This window comes from Streptomyces sp. N35 (assembly GCF_016464295.1).
Classification (GTDB): Bacteria; Actinomycetota; Actinomycetes; order Streptomycetales; family Streptomycetaceae; genus Streptomyces.
The window spans coordinates 1-16,272 of the sequence record NZ_JAEIMH010000100.1; the positions used below are offsets into that span (position 1 = coordinate 1).

Genomic DNA, 16,272 nt, shown 5'->3' on the forward strand with positions numbered 1-16,272 from the left:
CACCACGCCGTGGCCCACCAGCTCGACGCCGACCAACTCCGCGCCTACGCCGTGGCCGCCAACGCGGCCAGGACGTCCCCTTGCTGCTCCCTCTCCCGCGCCAGCGGCCCGACATTGTCCCGCAGGACGTCGACCGGCCGGGTGTCCGACAGCGGCAGCTTGCTCCACAGGCCGACCGTGCCCTGCACGGTGTGGTGCGGGTACGCCTGCGCCAGCTCCTTCTCGTACGTGCCCCTGGCCTGGTCGGACAGCTCTTCGAGGGCCAGCAAGTCGGCTCCGGAGTCCGCCAGTCGACGTGCGGTGCCGGCCGGGTCGGTGTTCTCGGCGGCGACGTTGTGGCTGACCACCATGAGGTCGCCGCCCGCCTGGGACTTGTCCATGAGCAGCCCGCCGAAGAGGCTCACCCACGCCACCGCCGGCAGCAGCAGCGCGACCACCGCCGAGGCGGAACGGCGCCACAGCGCGGCGGCGAGCAGCACCGGGACGAGGACGCCGAACCACGGCAGGAAGGTCTCCACGAGACTGCCGAGGCCCGCCCGGTCCGTGATCCACGGGTGCAGCACAAGCAGCAGACCGAGCAGCAGCGCGCAGACCGCGAGCACGAGGCCGCGCCGCCACGGCCCCGGCCGGCCGTCCGCCGTGCTCGGGGCAGTCTCGGTCCCGGCAGGCTCCTCGCCCGCCGCGCCGCCCTGCCCCCGCGTATCCACGGCGTCCTTGATCACGTCACTCACCGCTTGCTTCGCTCATGCTGTTCCACTCACTGATCGATTCCTGAACCGCTGATCGTTTCCTGCACCGCTCGTCGCTTTCTGCACCGCTCGTCGTTTCCTGCGCCGCGCCTCGTTTCCTGCACCGCTCGGCTCTACTTGGCCGGCCGCGGTGGCACACCCGGCAGCTGTACGCGGATGTGGAGGCCGCCTTCGGCGCGCGGGGTGAGGGTGAGGGTGCCGTCGTGGACCTGGACGATCCGCTCCACGATGGCGAGACCGAGGCCGACTCCGGCATGGTCGCCGTGCACGCGTTCGGTGCCGCGCTGGAACGGCTCGGTGAGCGTCGCGACCAGCTCGGGGGAGAGCCACTCGCCGGTGTTCTCGACGGTGAGCACCGCGGTGCCGGGACGTGTGGTGGTCGTGATCCACACGGCGCCGCCTTTGGGCAGGTTGTGGGTGATCGCGTTGTGCACGAGGTTGACCACAAGCTGCCCCAGGAGCGCCGGTGATCCGGTCGTGGGGGTGATCTCGCCGCTGGTCTCCAGGGCCACGCCCCGCTTCTCCGCGAGGGGGAGGAGGGTCTCGGACGCCTCCTCGGCCATCAGGGACAGGTCGACGTACTCCGGCGTGAAGGTCCGCTGTTCGGCGCGGCTCATCAGGAGCAGCGCCTCGGCGAGATCGATCGCCCGGGTGTTGACGGTGCTGAGCCGGTCGATCAGCTCTCCGATGTCGCGGCTCGGGTCGGCGCGGGCCACGTCGAGCAGCGACTTCGAGATCGCCAGCGGCGTGCGCAGTTCGTGCGAGGCATTGGCCGCGAATCTCCGCTGTTCGGCGACGTGGGCTTCGAGCCGGGCGAGCATCGCGTCGAAGGCGTCGGCGAGTTCACGGAACTCGTCCGTGGCGCCCGGCATCCGGATCCGGTGGGACAGGGATCCGTGCGTGGCCATGCGGGCGGCATCGGTGATGCGGGTCAGGGGCGCGAGCATACGGCCGGCGAGGATCCATCCCCCCAGGAGCCCGAACACCAGCAGGAACACCATGACCGCGGCCGCCAGCGGGGCGAACCCGCGCACGAAGGCGACGCCCGGGCCCTGTTGCCACCTCCCCGATTCGTTGGTCTGCAGCCACCGCTGTTCCAGGAGGAACCATCCGATGGCGGCGAGCAGCAAGGCACCGGCGACCATGAGGAACCCGGCGTAGCTGAGGGTGAGTTTCAGCCGGACGCTCCAGCCGGGCCGCCTATCCACCCGTGCCTCCGGAGGCTGCGTCGATCCGGTAGCCGACACCCGGCACCGTGGCGATCACCCACGGTTCGCCGAGCCGCTTGCGCAGGGCCGAGACCGTGATGCGTACGGCATTGGTGAACGGGTCCGCGTTCTCGTCCCACGCCCGCTCCAGGAGCTCCTCGGCGCTGACGACCCCGCCCTCGGCGGCCACGAGGACCTCGAGCACGGCGAACTGCTTGCGGGTCAGCGCGACATAGTTCCCGTCGCGGTAGACCTCGCGGCGGAACGGGTCGAGCCGAAGCCCCGCGATCTCCCGTACGGGCGGCCGGTTGTGCGCCCGCCGGCGGTCGAGCGCCCGCAGCCTGAGCACGAGTTCCTGCAGCTCGAACGGCTTCGTGAGGTAGTCGTCGACACCGAGCCCGAAGCCGCTGGCCTTGTCGTCGAGCCGGTCCGCGGCGGTGAGCATGAGGATCGGCATCCCGGTGCCGGACGCGACGATGCTCCTGGCGACCTCGTCACCGCTGGGGCCGGGGATGTCACGGTCGAGTACGGCGATGTCGTACGTGTTGATGCCCAGGAGCTCGAGGGCGGTGTCACCGTCCCCCGCGATGTCCGCCGCGATCGCTTCCAGACGCAAACCATCGCGAATGGCCTCTGCCATGTAGGGCTCGTCCTCGACGATCAGCACTCGCATGGTCCGAGGCTACGAGTCGGGACATATCGTCGGCATATCGAAAACCGCATACGGGACGGCAACACCCGATTCTTTTGACTGCGGGCATGAACCACAGCGACATAGGCAAGCCCGCCCACGCAGCAGTCCGCCGTACCCGGCGCACGGCCCCTCTCGCCGCGACCGCGGTGGCGATCGCAGGTGCGACGCTGATCGGCGTCGCCGGCTGTCAGTCGTCAGGGGCCTCCTCGTCGTTCTCCTCCGTATCGCCGTCCCCGAGCGCCTCACCCGCCACCGCCGATCCGGCCACCGACGAACCGACCACCGACGAACCGTCCTCCCCGGCCGCACCGCCCGGCGGAGTCCGCCGGGACAAGGGCGCGGAGCACCGCCCGCTGGGCGAGGCGGACGGCCGGGTGCCGGGCGGCACGACCGTCTTCGACGACCACATTCCGGCCGTGGCGAACCTCGACCCCGAGCTCCGCGCGGCGCTGCGCCGGGCGGCGGCGGACGCCGGGATCACGATGTCCGTCAACAGCGGCTGGCGTTCCGCGGAGTACCAGGACGACCTGCTGCGCAAGGCGGTCGCGCAGTACGGCTCCGAGAAGGAAGCCGCCCGCTGGGTGGCCACCGCACAGACCTCCCCGCATGTGTCGGGAGAGGCGGTCGACCTCGGCCCGAACGCTGCCCAGGCGTGGCTTTCGCGCCACGGCGCCGCGTACGGGCTGTGCCAGATCTACCGCAACGAACCCTGGCACTACGAGCTGCGCCCCGCAGCCGTCCGGGCGGGCTGCCCGGTCATGTACGCCGATCCGACCGAGGACCCGCGGATGCGGTGACTCCGCTTGCTCGCGTTATGTAAACGTGATGTCCGGCTTCGTGCGCGACCTCTTGACCGGAGGGAGCGGTGGGCGCTCACTATGACCTCCATCGCTGACACACCCCCTCGCTTCTGAGCCTTACCTCTGCGCACCCCCGCTTGTTCGAGATTTCGAACAACGTCTGATCCTCGGAACAGCACCGCACGTCCCCGGAACAGCACCGCTACGAAGGAGATCCAGCATGCTCACCAGGCGAAACTTCCTCACCGCGGCGGTAGGTGCGGCGGCCGCGGCCGGGCTCGCGGCCTGCGCCAAGGAGGACGGCAAGTCGTCGAATTCCCCGGGCGGCGGCGGCAAGGCACTCACCCTCGGCTTCTCCCAGGTCGGCTCCGAGAGCGGCTGGCGCAGCGCCAACAGCGACTCGGTCAAGTCCGCGGCGAAGGAGGCGGGTTACACCCTGAAGTTCTCCGACGCCCAGCAGAAGCAGGAGAACCAGATCTCCGCGATCCGCAACTACATCGCGCAGAAGGTCGACGTGATCGCCTTCTCGCCGGTGGTCGTCACGGGCTGGGACGCGGTGCTCAAGGAGGCCAAGGCGGCGAAGATCCCGGTCGTCCTCACCGACCGCTCCGTGGAGACCTCGGACGAGTCCCTGTACGTGACCCTGGTGGGCTCCGACTTCACGGACGAGGGCCGGCGTGCGGCCAAGATCCTGGAGAAGGTCCTGGACAAGGCCGGCCACAAGGGCCCTGTGAAGATCGCCCAGTTGGAGGGCACCACTGGTGCCGCGCCCGCGATCGAGCGGGCCAAGGGCTTCAAGGAGGTCATGGACGCGGACCACGCCGACGACTGGAAGATCGTCGTCAGCCAGACCGGCGAGTTCACGCGCGCCGGCGGCAAGCAGGTCATGGCCGCGTTCCTGCAGTCCAACCCGGACATCAACGTGCTCTACGCGCACAACGACGACATGGGCCTCGGCGCCATCCAGGCCATCGAGGCGGCCGGCAAGAAGCCCGGCAAGGACATCCTCATCGTCACGGTCGACGGCGTGAAGGACGGCTTCATCGCGATGTCCGAAGGCAAGATCAACGCCATCGTCGAGTGCAACCCGCTGCTCGGCCCCCAGCTGATGGACGTCGTGCAGAAGGTCAAGGACGGCGAGAAGCTCGAGCGCTGGATCAAGACGGAGGAGAGCGACTTCCTGCAGGACCAGGCCAAGGACGCGCTGCCCGACCGCAAGTACTGACCGCCCGTTCCCACCTGCAGGGAGCCTCTTCGCCGGCCGGGACCGACAGGCCCTCGGCGAGGAGGCTCCCCTCGGTCCGAGAAGACGCATGAGGAGCGCTGCCATGGCAGAGCCGCGGCCCGTCCTGGAGATGACGGGCGTAGTGAAGGAATTTCCGGGGGTACGGGCTCTGTCGGGCGTCGACTTCCGGCTCTTCCCGGGCGAGATACACGCCCTGATCGGCGAGAACGGCGCCGGAAAGTCCACGCTGATCAAGGTGTTGACGGGCGTGTACGCGCTCGACGGCGGCACGGTCGCCCTCGACGGGGAGCCCGTACGGTTCACCAGCCCGCTGCAGGCGCAGCAGGCCGGCATCAGCACGGTCTACCAGGAGGTCAACCTCTGCCCCAACCTGTCGGTGGCGGAGAACATCTTCATCGGCCGCGAACCCACCCGCGCGGGACGCATCCAGTGGAAGCGGATGCGCAAGGAGGCGGCGGAGCTGGTCGACCGGCTCGGCCTCGACATCGACGTGGCCGCGCCGCTGTCCTCGTACCCGCTCGCCGTACAGCAACTCGTCGCGATCGTACGGTCGGTGGGCACCGGCGACCCTGACGCGCCCGGATCCGGCACCAAGGTGCTCGTCCTCGACGAGCCGACCTCCAGCCTCGACCGCGACGAAGTCCTCGAACTCTTCCGTCTGATGCGCCAGTTGAGCCGCGACGGTGTGGCGATCCTGTTCGTCTCGCACTTCCTCGACCAGATCTACGAGATCTGCGACCGCATGACCGTGCTGCGCAACGGCGCCCTCGTCGGCGAGCACCTGGTCCGTGACCTCGACCAGGTCGGCCTGATCGAGCTGATGATCGGCAAGGCGCTCGACCAGCTGGAGGAGCTGCACGAGCACCAACTGCACTCCGGTGTGGGTGAGTTGCTGGTCAAGGCCGAGGGGCTCGGCCGCACCGGAAAGATCGCCCCCTTCGATCTGGACATCAAGAAGGGCGAGGTGCTCGGACTCGCCGGCCTGCTCGGATCCGGCCGCACCGAGCTCGCCCGGCTCCTGTTCGGCGCCGACCAGCCCGACAGCGGCACGGTGACCATCGGCGGCAAGCAGGTGTCGATGAGCGCCCCCAACGACGCGATCGGCGCGGGCGTCGCGTTCTGTTCGGAGAACCGCAAGACCGAGGGGCTTGTCCCCGACCTGACGGTGCGCGAGAACATCATCCTCGCGCTCCAGGCGGCCCGCGGCTGGACCCGCCCGCTCCCCGTCCCGCAGCGCGACGAACTCGTCGCGAAGTACATCAAGGCCCTGGACATCCGCCCCGCCAACCCCGAGGCCCGCGTCGGACAGCTCAGCGGCGGCAACCAGCAGAAGGTGCTGCTCGCCCGCTGGCTGATCACCCGGCCGCAGCTGCTGATCCTGGACGAACCCACCCGCGGCATCGACATCGGCGCCAAGACGGAGATCCAGAAACTGGTGGTCTCCCTCTCCGAGGACGGCATGTCCGTCCTGTACATCGCGGCCGAGCTGGAAGAGGTCCTGCGGCTCAGCCACACCATCGGGGTGCTGCGCGACCGCAAGCTGGTGGCGCGCCTGGCCAACGGCCCCGAGATCACCGCCGGCACGATCCTCGAGACCATCGCGAGCGGAGCACACCAGTGACCACCACCCCCCGTTGGCGAGCGCTGACGCGTCACCATCTGTTCTGGCCGGTCGCCGTCCTGCTCGCCCTCCTCATCGTCAACGTCCCGTTCACACCCGACTTCTTCTCGGTCAAGATGACGGACGGCCACCTCTACGGCAGCCTCGTCTCGATCGTCCTGTTCGGCTCGCCGCTCATCCTGGTGGCGGTCGGCATGACCCTGGTCATCGCGACCGGCGGCATCGACCTCTCGGTCGGCGCCGTCGTCGCCATCACGGGCGCCCTGACCTGTTCGTACATCAGCGACCAGGCCGACCAGAACGCGCTGTCCGCCGTGTTCCTCGCGATGGGCGTCGGGCTCGTGGCCGCGGTGGTCTGCGGTCTGTGGAACGGCTTCCTGGTGGCCAGGATGGGCATCCAGCCCATCATCGCGACCCTGATCATCATGGTCGCGGGCCGCGGCGTCGCCCAGCTGATCACCGACGGCCAGATCATCACCATCCACAGCGAGCCGTACAAGCTGATCGGCGGCGGCTACTGGCTGACGCTCCCCTTCTCCATCTTCGTGGTGGCCGCCGTCGTCGCCGTCACGGTTCTCCTCACCCGCCGCACGGCGCTCGGACTGCTCGTCGAGTCCGTCGGCGGCAACGCCGAGGCCAGCCGTCTGGTCGGCATCAGGTCCACCCGTATCAAGATCATGGTGTACGTGTTCTGCGCGCTGTGCGCCGGCATCGCGGGGCTCATGATCAGCTCCAACACCTCGGCCGCCGACGGCAACAACGCCGGTCTGTGGATCGAGCTCGACGCGATCCTCGCCGTGGTCATCGGCGGCACCGCACTGACCGGTGGCCGCTTCTCCATCGGCGGTACGGTGATCGGCGCCCTCGTCATCCAGACCCTGACCACCACGATCTACACGATCGGCGTGCCGACCCAGACCAACCTGGTCTTCAAGGCCGCGGTCGTCATCGTCGTATGCCTGCTGCAGTCCCCGAAGTTCCGGGAGAAGGTCTTCGGCGCGCGGCGCGCCAGGAACCTGACGGAGCCCACCCCGGCGGAGCCCGTGCTGCCGGCCGCCGCCCCGAAGCCACCGAAGACCTCGACGGAGGTGTCGCGATGACCGCGACGGACCGGAAGCCCGAGGTGGCCGGGAACGGCACCGCCTCCTCCCGCGCCACCCGGCTGCTCGGCGACCGGCGGCTGCCCGTCCTGGTCACGGCGGCGCTGTTCCTCGCCATGTACGGCGGCGGCCTCAGCCGGTACGCGAACTACGGGTTCGGCGAACCCCAGGTGTTCCTCAACCTGTTCATCGACAACGGCTATCTGCTGGTCGCGGCCATCGGCGCCACCTTCGTCATCATGTCCGGCGGCATCGACCTGTCCGTGGGCTCGATGATCGGCTTCACCACCATGTTCACCGCCTGGCTGGTGGAACGGCAGGGTCTTCCGCTGGTCCTGGTGGTGCCGCTCGCGCTCGGCGTGGGCGCGTTCGGCGGGTTCCTGATGGGCTATGTGATCCACAACTTCGAGATCCAGCCGTTCATCGTCACCCTCGCCGGACTCTTCCTCTTCCGCGGCCTGTGCCTGGTCATCAGCAAGGAGTCGATCTCCATCGGCGACGCCTCGGTGGGCACCCTGGCGCAGACCCGGGTCCCGCTGGGCGTGGGGGAGTTGTCCGTCGGCGCCCTCGTGGCCCTGGCCGTCCTCGGCGCCGCGTACTACGTGCTGCACTACACGCGCTTCGGCCGCCGGGTGTATGCCGTCGGCGGCAATGAGCAGTCGGCCCTGCTCATGGGTCTCCCGATGGGCGGCACGAAGATCGCCGTCTATACGGTGAGCGGCTTCTGCTCGGCCCTGGCCGGTCTGCTCTTCATGCTCTACATCCAGTCCGGCGACCCGCTGCACGCCATCGGCATGGAACTCGACGCCATCGCCGCGGTGGTCATCGGCGGCACCCTGCTCACCGGCGGCTCCGGGTACGTGCTCGGCACGCTCTTCGGGGTGCTCGTCCTCGGCCTGATCAAGAGCCTCATCACCTTCGAGGGGACGCTCAGCTCCTGGTGGACGAAGATCGCGACGGGTGTGCTGCTCTGCGCGTTCATCCTGGTGCAGCGGACGATGACGGCCCGCAGGAAGACCTGACGCGCAGGAGTTCGGGGGCCGGGAAAAAACTTGGGCCCACGATGTCGAGAACCGGCGTCCGGCTCCGTCCCCGCAGTGAACGCGCCCACAATGGGTCGCACGCAGCGAGGAGAAACGTCATGGCCAAGTACCTGCTTCTCAAGCACTACCGCGGCGCCCCGGCCCCCGTGAACGACGTGCCGATGGACCAGTGGACGCCCGAGGAGATCTCGGCGCACGTGCAGTACATGAACGACTTCGCGGCCCGGCTCGAGAAGACCGGGGAGTTCGTCGACGGGCAGGCGCTCTCTCCCGAGGGCACCTTCGTCCGGTACGACGGGGAGGGGCGCCCGCCGGTCACCGACGGTCCGTTCGCCGAGACCAAGGACCTGATCGCGGGCTGGATGGTGATCGACGTCGACACGTACGAACGCGCCGTGGAACTCGCGGGAGAGCTGTCGGCCGCTCCCGGGGCGGGCGGGAAGCCGATCCACGAGTGGCTGGAACTGCGCCCGTTCTACGGCGTGCAGCCCACCATCACGGAGTGAGCTCCTTGGACGAGGCGCTCCTGAGGGGCCTCACGCCGAGCGTGCTCGCGATCCTCGTCCGCCGCGGAGCCGATTTCGCGGCGGCCGAGGACGCCGTCCAGGACGCGCTCGTCGAGGCGGTCCGCGTGTGGCCGGCCGACCCTCCGCGGGATGCGAAGGGGTGGCTGGTCACCGTGGCCTGGCGCAAGTTCCTCGACGCGACCCGGGCGGACACGTCCCGCCGCCGGCGCGAGGACCGCGTGGAGGAGGAACCGGCGCCCGGACCGGCGCCCGCGCTCGACGACACGCTCCAGCTCTACTTCCTGTGCGCCCACCCGTCCCTGACCCCGTCGTCAGCCGTGGCGCTCACCCTGCGCGCCGTCGGCGGGCTCACCACGCGCCAGATCGCCGAGGCGTATCTCGTCCCCGAGGCGACCATGGCGCAGCGGATCAGCCGTGCCAAACGCACCGTCTCCGGCGTCCGCTTCGAGCAGCCCGGCGACGTGGCCACCGTGCTGCGCGTCCTCTATCTGGTCTTCAACGAGGGCTACTCCGGCGACGTGGACCTCGCCGCCGAGGCCATCCGCCTCACCCGGCAGCTCGCCACCGCGATCGACCACCCCGAGGTCGCGGGCCTGCTCGCCCTGATGCTGCTCCACCACGCCCGCCGCCCCGCCCGTACCGCTCCCGACGGCGGCCTCGTACCGCTCGCCGCGCAGGACCGCGGCCGCTGGGACACCGGACTGATCGCCGAAGGCGTGGTCATCCTCCAGGCCGCCCTCGCCCGCGACCGGCTCGGCGAGTTCCAGGCCCAGGCGGCCGTCGCCGCCCTGCACGCCGACGCCCGCACCGCCGAGGAGACGGACTGGGTGCAGATCGTGGAGTGGTACGACGAGCTCGTACGCCTGACGGACAACCCCATCGTCCGCCTCAACCGCGCCGTGGCCCTCGGCGAGGCCGACGGCCCGCACGCGGGCCTGGCCGCGCTCGCCGAACTGGACGCCGCGCTGCCCCGCCACACCGCGGCGGCGGCCTACCTCCACGAACGCGCCGGCGACCCGGCCACGGCCGCCCGCCTCTACACGGAGGCCGCCACCCAGGCCCCCAACCTCGCCGAACGCACCCATCTGACCCGGCAGGCGGCGCGGCTCAACAAGCGTTGAGGGTTCGTTCACATCAGGGCAGAACGCTACTGAAAGGAATTTCAACAAGGCGTGATGGCGTGCAGGGGGCAATTACGCCGGGGTCGCGGCAGGGCAGGGTGCGAGGCGTGCGGGTTCGGTCAGGCTCCCTCCGTGACCACTGCCTCCAAGTCGACCGGCGGCATGGGACTCGGGACGACGGACTCCGTGGCCGTCGCGGGCGTCTGCATGGCCATGCTGGGTCTCCTCGCGCTGCCCGGCGGCTGGGTCGCCGACCGCTTCCTCGGGGCCCGTCGCGCGGTGTTCCTGGGTGGCGTGGTCATCATGGCCGGCCATATCTGCCTGGCCGTACCGGGTGATGCCGGCGTCTGGCCGGGCCTGCTGCTCATCGCCGCCGGCACCGGACTGCTCAAGACCAACATCACCTCGATGGTCGGCTTCCTCGGTGAGGAGGTCGACTGGCATCTGGGGTTCGCCGCCGCCGCGGTGGGGATGGCCCTCGGTCTGACACAACTAGCCCTCGGCAAACGGCGGTTGGCCGACAGTTACCGGGAGCCGCCGGTCGTCCCGCTCACCGCCCGCGAGCGCCGCAACGTGCTGCGCTCCGCCGGTGCCGCGGTCGCCCTGCTCGCCCTGCTGGCCTTGCTCGCCACCGAGACCGGTCTGCTGGGGTTCGACAACGCCACGTACGCGCTGGCGGCCGTCGGTCTGCTCGTGCCGGCCGGCTATCTCGCCCATATGTACCGCTGCCCCCACGTCGACGCCGGGGAGCGGGTCCGCCTCAAGGCGTACATCTGGTTCTTCGCCGCCGCCGCGCTCTTCTGGATGGTCTACGACCAGATGGCGACCACGCTCAACGTCTTCGCCTCGCAGAAGGTCGACCTCCACGTGTTCGGCGGGCTGATGCCGGCGAGCTGGACCCTGTCCATCCCCTCCGTTTTCGGGATCGTGCTCGCCCCGCTGGTCGGGATGTTCTGGCTGCGCAAGGGCCGGAACGTCTCCACTCCCGGCAGGTTCTCCTTGGCGCTCGCGCCACGCGCCTTCACCAGCCAGATGATCGGCATCTGGTTCCTGGCTGCGGCGACCGGCGACAGCCTCGGCGGCCAAGTGCCACGCCTGGACCACGTCATCGGGCAGACCGGCACCTTCCTGGGGCAGGGGGTCCTGCTCGTCGTCGCGGGTCTGCTGATGCTCAGGGGTGCGGCATGGCTGCGTACGCGGATCGGTGAGCACAGGCCCGGCGAGGCGGGGGTGCGGGTCGCCGTGTGAGGGCGGGTGCCGACGCGCACGCCTTCGGTACTTCACTCGGGGAGTTTGCTGGAGATATGGCCATGTTTATCCTGGAGATATAGCCGTGTTGCAGACGTATTCTCACGAAATGGGATGGACCAGCACGCTGAAGGACGCCGCCCGCTCCGGACTGCGCGTGGAGCGGACCAGGCTCGAACCGCTGATCACCCTGCGAGCGACGGTGGGTCTCGCCCTGTCGGGCGGCCTCGCGCTGTGGCTGTTCGGCGGGACCGCCGCGGCAGGTGCCGCGTACGGTGCGCTGCTCGGCGGGATCGCGGTGTTCCAGCGCAGCTGGCGGCCGGACCCGCTGCTCCCCGTCATCTCCGCGCTCACCCTCGGCGTCACGACCTTCCTCAGCTACCTCACGGGCGGTTGTCTGCCGCTGTTCCTCGCCCTGCTCGCCCTGTGGGCCTTCCTCGGCGGCATGGCCTGGTCGCTCGGCGCGAACGCGGGCAGCCTCGGCACGACCAACGCCGCGGTGATGCTGGTGACCGTCGCCCTGCCGGTCGGCGTCACGCAGGCGTTGGGGCAGGCGGCTCTGATGGTCGGCGGCGGTCTGGTGCAGGCGGCCCTCGTCGTGCTCTTCCCGATCCGGCGCTGGGGCCGCCACCGCGACGCGCTCGCCGACGCCCTGTCCGCCGAGGCCGACTACGCGCGCCGGCTGCGGGACGACCCGGCCGCACCGTTCACGCCGGGCCTGTTCGCCCAGGCCAGGGACGCCGCCACCCTCAGCGCCCGCCACGCGCGCCGCCGCCCGGCCGAACTGCACGGTGCCCGCGGGCTCGCCGAGCAGATCCGCCCCCTGCTCGGCACGCTCGCCGATCCCTCGGTCACCGGCCCTGGCCTCGCCCGCGTACGCGTCGACGCACTGCTCGCCGCGGCTGCCACCCTCCTGGACGCCACCGCCGACGCGATCCGTCATGGCCGGCCGGCCGAACTGCCCCCGCAGGCACTCGCCGCCATCGAGATCCCCTCGTCGGGCCCCGCACTCACCGGCCCGGCCCACCAGGCGGCCGGCCGGCTGCGCGCTCTGCTGCACGACGTGGTGGACACGGCGGGCGGGAGGCACGGCGGGTGCGGTGACGGTCATGGTGGGGGCGGTGACGGTCACGGTGGAGGCGGTGACGGTCACGGTGGGGGCGGGGCGGGCGGAGACGGCTCCGAGGGGTCCGTCGGAGCCGGTCGAGCCGGTGCCGACCGCGCCGGCACCCTCGTACTCCCCTCGGTGGCCGACCAGTTCAGAGGCGCCCTCGCCACGGTCCGGGGCCAACTGCGCGGCGACTCCCCGGTGTTCCGGCACGCGGTACGCCTCACGGCGGTCATGGTCGTGGGCGATCTCATCGGCCGCGCCCTGCCCTTCGGGCACGGCTACTGGGTCCCGCTGGTCGGCGCTCTCATCCTGCGCCCCGGGTTCTCCCAGACGTACAGCAGGGCAGCCGCCCGCCTCGGCGGTACCGTCCTCGGTCTCGTCATCGCCGGCGCGATCGTCGAACTCGCCCACCCCGGGGAGGCGTTGGCCGCCGTCCTGTCCGTCGTGTGCGGCGGCCTGATCCTCCTCTTCATGTACACCGGATACGCCCCCGTCCAGGCCGCCGCGTCCGGGTACACCGTCTTCACGCTCGGCATGGCGGGCGTCGGCCTCGACCAGTCGGTGCCCGCGCGCCTCGTCCTGACCCTGATCGGCGGCGGCCTGGCGATGCTGGCGTACGCCCTCTACCCCTCCTGGGAGACGCACCGGCTGCGCACGCGCCTCGCCGACTGGATCCACGCCGACCTGAGCTATGCCGCCACGGTCGTACGCCACTACGCGGAGCCGGCCGAACACTCCGCCCGCGAGACGCGCGAAGCGGTCCTGACCGCCCGCGGCGCCCTGCTCGCCTGGCGGGACGCGGTGGCCCTGGCCGCGAAGGAACCGGTACGCGACCGCGGCCTGTCCCACACCACGGAGGACGGCGCCGAACGCGCCCTCTACGAAGCCGCCCGCGTCACCATGCTCCTGGAGGCCCACGTCCCTGCGGCCGGAGCCCTGCCCGTTCCCGCCGCGGCCCCCTTGGCCGCCGCCCTGCAACAGGCGGCCGACGACGCGGCCCAGGCCGTACGCGACCACCGCGTCCCCACCTGGGAACCGGTCCGCGCCGCCCTCGCGGACTGGCACGGCGAAGGCGCCGCGTCCGAGATGGTGCACCGCACCGGGACCCTCCTTCTCACCTCCCTGTCCGACCTCTCGACCGCCCTGGAGTACGCCTCGCCTCCCGTGCCGCTCAGTCGATGATCTCGGCGCGGTCGTCCGCCGGCCCTCGGACCGAAGCGAAAGTGACCGCCCGCGGATGTCGAGAACGCGCCACCGGCTCCGTCCCAGGCACATCAGCGGCCACGACCGGCCGTAGAAGAAGAACGGCAGCGGCCGCCCCCGGCCGTACAAGAAGAACCGGCCGCACGAACATGAAGGAGAGACCACCATGGCGATTCAGCGGATGGACAACGTGGGCATCGTCGTCGAGGACATGGACGCCGCCATCGCGTTCTTCGTGGAACTCGGGATGGAGCTGGAGGGCAGGGCCGAGGTCAAGGGCCTCGTCGCCGACCAGTGCACCGGACTCGACGGCGTCCACTGCGATATCGCGATGCTCCGGACCCCGGACGGCCACAGCCGCCTCGAACTGTCGAAGTACCGCACCCCGGCGGCGACCAGCACCGAGCCACGCGACAAGCCGCACAACATCCTGGGCACCCACCGCGTCATGTTCGCCGTCGACGGCCTCGAGGCCACCCTCGCCCGCCTGCGCCCGCACGGCGCCGAACTCCTCGGCGAGATCGCCCGCTTCGAGAACAGCTACCTGCTCTGCTACGTCCGCGGCCCGGAGGGCATCATCGTCGGCCTGGCCGAGCAACTGGGCTGAACAGCTGGGCTGAACAGGAGGAGCGACCGCTGCCGCAATGGGGTGTTGGGGTCTGCGCGCCGCGCTCGCCAGAAGAGGGCACATGCCTACATTGCGAGCATGGCACTCACCTCGCTCGCGCGGCGCGCGGTACTCCGCACTTACCCGGTCGACCAGCGCACACTGTCCGGCATCCGCTACGAGGCTGCCCGCGTCAAGGCGCTGGTCACCGCCCGCCTGCGCCGCACACCCGACGCGGAACTGCTGCATCTGGGCTGCGGCGGCCGTCGTGTCGAGGGCTGGCTCAACTGCGATCTGAGCGGCTCGGACTACGACATCGACCTGATGGCCGGACGCCTCCCGTTCAGGACCGGAAGCGTGCGGGCTGTCGTCATGCAGCACGTCATCGAGCACCTCGAGCTGCGCGAGCACCTGCTGCCCCTGCTGACCGAGCTGCGTCGCGTACTGACGGACGACGGCGCCGTATGGCTGTCCTGCCCTGATCTGGAGAAGGTGTGCGTCTCCTACGTCGAGGATCGTGGCCGGACCCTTCTGGAGGACCGGCGCAGCCGCTACCCCGCGTTCACTCTGGGCGGGGTCCCCACCCAGCACATCGTGAACGACCTGTTCCACCAGCGCGGCGGGCACCGGAACCTGTTCGACTTCGACCTCCTGACGTGGGCACTGGAGGAAGCCGGCTTCAGCAAGGTGGAGCGCGTCAAAGAGGGCGACCTGCTCTCCGTATTCCCGGAGTTCCCGGAGCGCCACGACGATGCCCAGTCGCTGTACGTCGTCGCCCAGCCGTGAAATCAGAGCCCGGCCACGTGACGCTGACAAAGGCCCCGGGCCATGATCGGTCCCGGGCCTTTGCGCTGGGGGGCCCCCGGCAGGATTCGAACCTGCGACACCCGCTTTAGGAGCTCGACGAGGGGGTCGATCAGGAGCCATCGGCCGTGGAGGCGAGTACCGGACAGAAGCGCGGGCGAACGTCTCTGTCCGATGTCGTTGATGTCAGCTGTGGATGTCAGACCTTCTGATCCGTAGCTCTATGCAGAACGGTCAACTACGGCCGTACCGGCTGCCTTGAGACCCCTGGGACTCTATCGGGTGAGGTCGGGCGACACGGTCGCTGTATTTAGCTGCTGCACCGCAGGCAGATCACGCGGGCGCCAGGTCCCCTTGGAGCGGACCCGCTCAGGCCCTGCCTTTGGCCGTACCGGCGCAGGTGATGTTGCCAACGCAGATATTGATCCTGACTTCGTACCCTTCCGGGATATCTCCACTGCCATCTGGCGTGCCCATATTGAACCTGTCGACAGATCCCGTCGAGAATGTGTCGGTATCCACCAGAGTCCCCGACTTGTTATAGACCCACACCTGCGCGATCGCCAATTGGCCATCCTGACGATCGTCTAGGAGCCTGAGCTCCTCGCCGTTGGCGTCGAAGTTCGCCTCGTTCTCCCAGTACGAGTACCCTCGCTCCCAAATTTCGGCTTTCGCATCAGCGCCGTCGGAATCAATAGAGGTCCGCATGCTCAGGATACTCGTGTCCCACGTAATGGCGGCGTGCGCTGTTGACGCGCTGCCGAAGATTGCAAACGCGGCCGCAACTGCAGAGAGCGGCATCCAGCGCCTGGCTTGTCGTAGCTTCAAAGTGAATCCCCCATGGTTTGCGGTGCCGAGTAGGAACCTCGATCGAACACCCGGTTCGTGGGGACCACAGTGCGTGAGCGGCCTTGCGCAGACCTTGTGGAAACCTGGAATCCACTGGTCAGAAAGCACCCCAACACTCCTCCATCGGGCTGGAGCTGCTTTGGGGCGAGTGATCACGGCCCCTTAAGCTTCCGGCGAGTCGGGCAGTCTGTGGACCTGCTGCTCAGGAGGCGTCCCCGGTCGTGAATGACCATGGCGGTTGATGTCAGATATGGATGTCAAAGGGGCCGGGGCCTGGTTGGTGCCGGGGCTTTGGGCCGGGGGGGCCCCCGCGGGGGTCCGGCCTGCGGCCCCCCCCTTTG

Annotated in this window: 14 protein-coding genes and 1 pseudogene; 11 read left to right on the plus strand and 4 right to left on the minus strand. The window is 69.8% G+C overall.

Going from position 1 to position 16,272, the window contains the following annotated elements:
- Window positions 1–98: 98 nt before the first annotated feature.
- The 3 genes and pseudogenes from JAO81_RS36085 to JAO81_RS36095 form a co-directional block, all read right to left on the minus strand.
- Window positions 99–602: pseudogene (locus JAO81_RS36085) on the minus strand (endonuclease/exonuclease/phosphatase family protein); the annotation flags it as partial.
- A gap of 260 nt (window positions 603–862) precedes the next feature.
- On the minus strand, window positions 863–1,957 hold the full coding sequence (locus tag JAO81_RS36090; protein ID WP_199552219.1) for a HAMP domain-containing sensor histidine kinase: 1,095 nt from the start codon (window positions 1,955–1,957) through the stop codon (window positions 863–865).
- Window positions 1,950–2,630 (minus strand): response regulator transcription factor, encoded by a 681-nt coding sequence (locus tag JAO81_RS36095; RefSeq protein WP_199552220.1) that lies wholly within the window; start codon window positions 2,628–2,630, stop codon window positions 1,950–1,952. The genes JAO81_RS36090 and JAO81_RS36095 overlap by 8 nt, the downstream gene beginning before the upstream one ends.
- A gap of 86 nt (window positions 2,631–2,716) precedes the next feature.
- Between JAO81_RS36095 and JAO81_RS36100 the strand changes: the two genes are divergently transcribed.
- The 11 genes from JAO81_RS36100 to JAO81_RS36150 all read left to right on the plus strand — a co-directional run bounded on the left by JAO81_RS36100 (window position 2,717) and on the right by JAO81_RS36150 (window position 15,064).
- Window positions 2,717–3,448 (plus strand): M15 family metallopeptidase, encoded by a 732-nt coding sequence (locus tag JAO81_RS36100; RefSeq protein ID WP_199552221.1) that lies wholly within the window; start codon window positions 2,717–2,719, stop codon window positions 3,446–3,448.
- 223 nt (window positions 3,449–3,671) lie between these two features.
- On the plus strand, window positions 3,672–4,676 hold the full coding sequence (locus JAO81_RS36105; RefSeq protein WP_199552222.1) for an ABC transporter substrate-binding protein: 1,005 nt from the start codon (window positions 3,672–3,674) through the stop codon (window positions 4,674–4,676).
- A gap of 103 nt (window positions 4,677–4,779) precedes the next feature.
- Window positions 4,780–6,318, plus strand: a complete 1,539-nt coding sequence (locus JAO81_RS36110; RefSeq protein WP_199552223.1) for a sugar ABC transporter ATP-binding protein — start codon at window positions 4,780–4,782, stop codon at window positions 6,316–6,318.
- Window positions 6,315–7,418 carry an ABC transporter permease gene (locus tag JAO81_RS36115; protein ID WP_307814073.1) on the plus strand — a complete coding sequence of 368 codons (1,104 nt, stop codon included), beginning with the start codon at window positions 6,315–6,317 and terminating at the stop codon, window positions 7,416–7,418. The genes JAO81_RS36110 and JAO81_RS36115 overlap by 4 nt, the downstream gene beginning before the upstream one ends.
- The gene (gene yjfF / locus JAO81_RS36120) at window positions 7,415–8,440 is read left to right on the plus strand and encodes a galactofuranose ABC transporter, permease protein YjfF (protein ID WP_199552224.1); all 1,026 of its coding nucleotides are present in this window, start codon (window positions 7,415–7,417) and stop codon (window positions 8,438–8,440) included. The genes JAO81_RS36115 and yjfF overlap by 4 nt, the downstream gene beginning before the upstream one ends.
- Window positions 8,441–8,559: 119 nt before the next feature.
- Window positions 8,560–8,967 carry a YciI family protein gene (locus tag JAO81_RS36125; protein WP_165335238.1) on the plus strand — a complete coding sequence of 136 codons (408 nt, stop codon included), beginning with the start codon at window positions 8,560–8,562 and terminating at the stop codon, window positions 8,965–8,967.
- A gap of 5 nt (window positions 8,968–8,972) precedes the next feature.
- Complete coding sequence (locus tag JAO81_RS36130) at window positions 8,973–10,109, plus strand: RNA polymerase sigma factor (RefSeq protein WP_199552241.1); 1,137 nt, start codon at window positions 8,973–8,975, stop codon at window positions 10,107–10,109.
- 132 nt (window positions 10,110–10,241) lie between these two features.
- Window positions 10,242–11,357: a peptide MFS transporter gene (locus JAO81_RS36135; RefSeq protein ID WP_199552225.1), complete on the plus strand. Its 1,116-nt coding sequence runs from the start codon at window positions 10,242–10,244 to the stop codon at window positions 11,355–11,357.
- 109 nt (window positions 11,358–11,466) lie between these two features.
- Window positions 11,467–13,650 (plus strand): FUSC family protein, encoded by a 2,184-nt coding sequence (locus tag JAO81_RS36140; RefSeq protein WP_199552226.1) that lies wholly within the window; start codon window positions 11,467–11,469, stop codon window positions 13,648–13,650.
- A gap of 187 nt (window positions 13,651–13,837) precedes the next feature.
- A complete protein-coding gene (locus JAO81_RS36145; RefSeq protein WP_199552227.1) occupies window positions 13,838–14,278 on the plus strand; it encodes a VOC family protein in 441 nt (146 codons plus the stop codon).
- A gap of 99 nt (window positions 14,279–14,377) precedes the next feature.
- The gene (locus JAO81_RS36150) at window positions 14,378–15,064 is read left to right on the plus strand and encodes a methyltransferase domain-containing protein (protein ID WP_199552228.1); all 687 of its coding nucleotides are present in this window, start codon (window positions 14,378–14,380) and stop codon (window positions 15,062–15,064) included.
- A gap of 387 nt (window positions 15,065–15,451) precedes the next feature.
- Here JAO81_RS36150 and JAO81_RS36155 read toward each other — a convergent pair whose 3' ends face one another.
- The gene (locus tag JAO81_RS36155; RefSeq protein WP_199552229.1) at window positions 15,452–15,883 is read right to left on the minus strand and encodes a hypothetical protein; all 432 of its coding nucleotides are present in this window, start codon (window positions 15,881–15,883) and stop codon (window positions 15,452–15,454) included.
- Window positions 15,884–16,272: the final 389 nt, after the last annotated feature.

What these genes read in the sequence shown, in the direction of transcription:
- JAO81_RS36110 (WP_199552223.1), top strand. Translation starts at nt 4,780, where the DNA reads ATGGCAGAGCCGCGGCCCGTCCTGGAGATGACGGGCGTAGTGAAGGAA.
- JAO81_RS36095 (WP_199552220.1), bottom strand. Translation starts at nt 2,630, where the DNA reads ATGCGAGTGCTGATCGTCGAGGACGAGCCCTACATGGCAGAGGCCATT.
- JAO81_RS36150 (WP_199552228.1), top strand. Translation starts at nt 14,378, where the DNA reads ATGGCACTCACCTCGCTCGCGCGGCGCGCGGTACTCCGCACTTACCCG.
- JAO81_RS36155 (WP_199552229.1), bottom strand. Translation starts at nt 15,883, where the DNA reads ATGCCGCTCTCTGCAGTTGCGGCCGCGTTTGCAATCTTCGGCAGCGCG.
- yjfF (WP_199552224.1), top strand. Translation starts at nt 7,415, where the DNA reads ATGACCGCGACGGACCGGAAGCCCGAGGTGGCCGGGAACGGCACCGCC.
- JAO81_RS36140 (WP_199552226.1), top strand. Translation starts at nt 11,467, where the DNA reads ATGGGATGGACCAGCACGCTGAAGGACGCCGCCCGCTCCGGACTGCGC.
- JAO81_RS36100 (WP_199552221.1), top strand. Translation starts at nt 2,717, where the DNA reads ATGAACCACAGCGACATAGGCAAGCCCGCCCACGCAGCAGTCCGCCGT.
- JAO81_RS36105 (WP_199552222.1), top strand. Translation starts at nt 3,672, where the DNA reads ATGCTCACCAGGCGAAACTTCCTCACCGCGGCGGTAGGTGCGGCGGCC.
- JAO81_RS36125 (WP_165335238.1), top strand. Translation starts at nt 8,560, where the DNA reads ATGGCCAAGTACCTGCTTCTCAAGCACTACCGCGGCGCCCCGGCCCCC.
- JAO81_RS36145 (WP_199552227.1), top strand. Translation starts at nt 13,838, where the DNA reads ATGGCGATTCAGCGGATGGACAACGTGGGCATCGTCGTCGAGGACATG.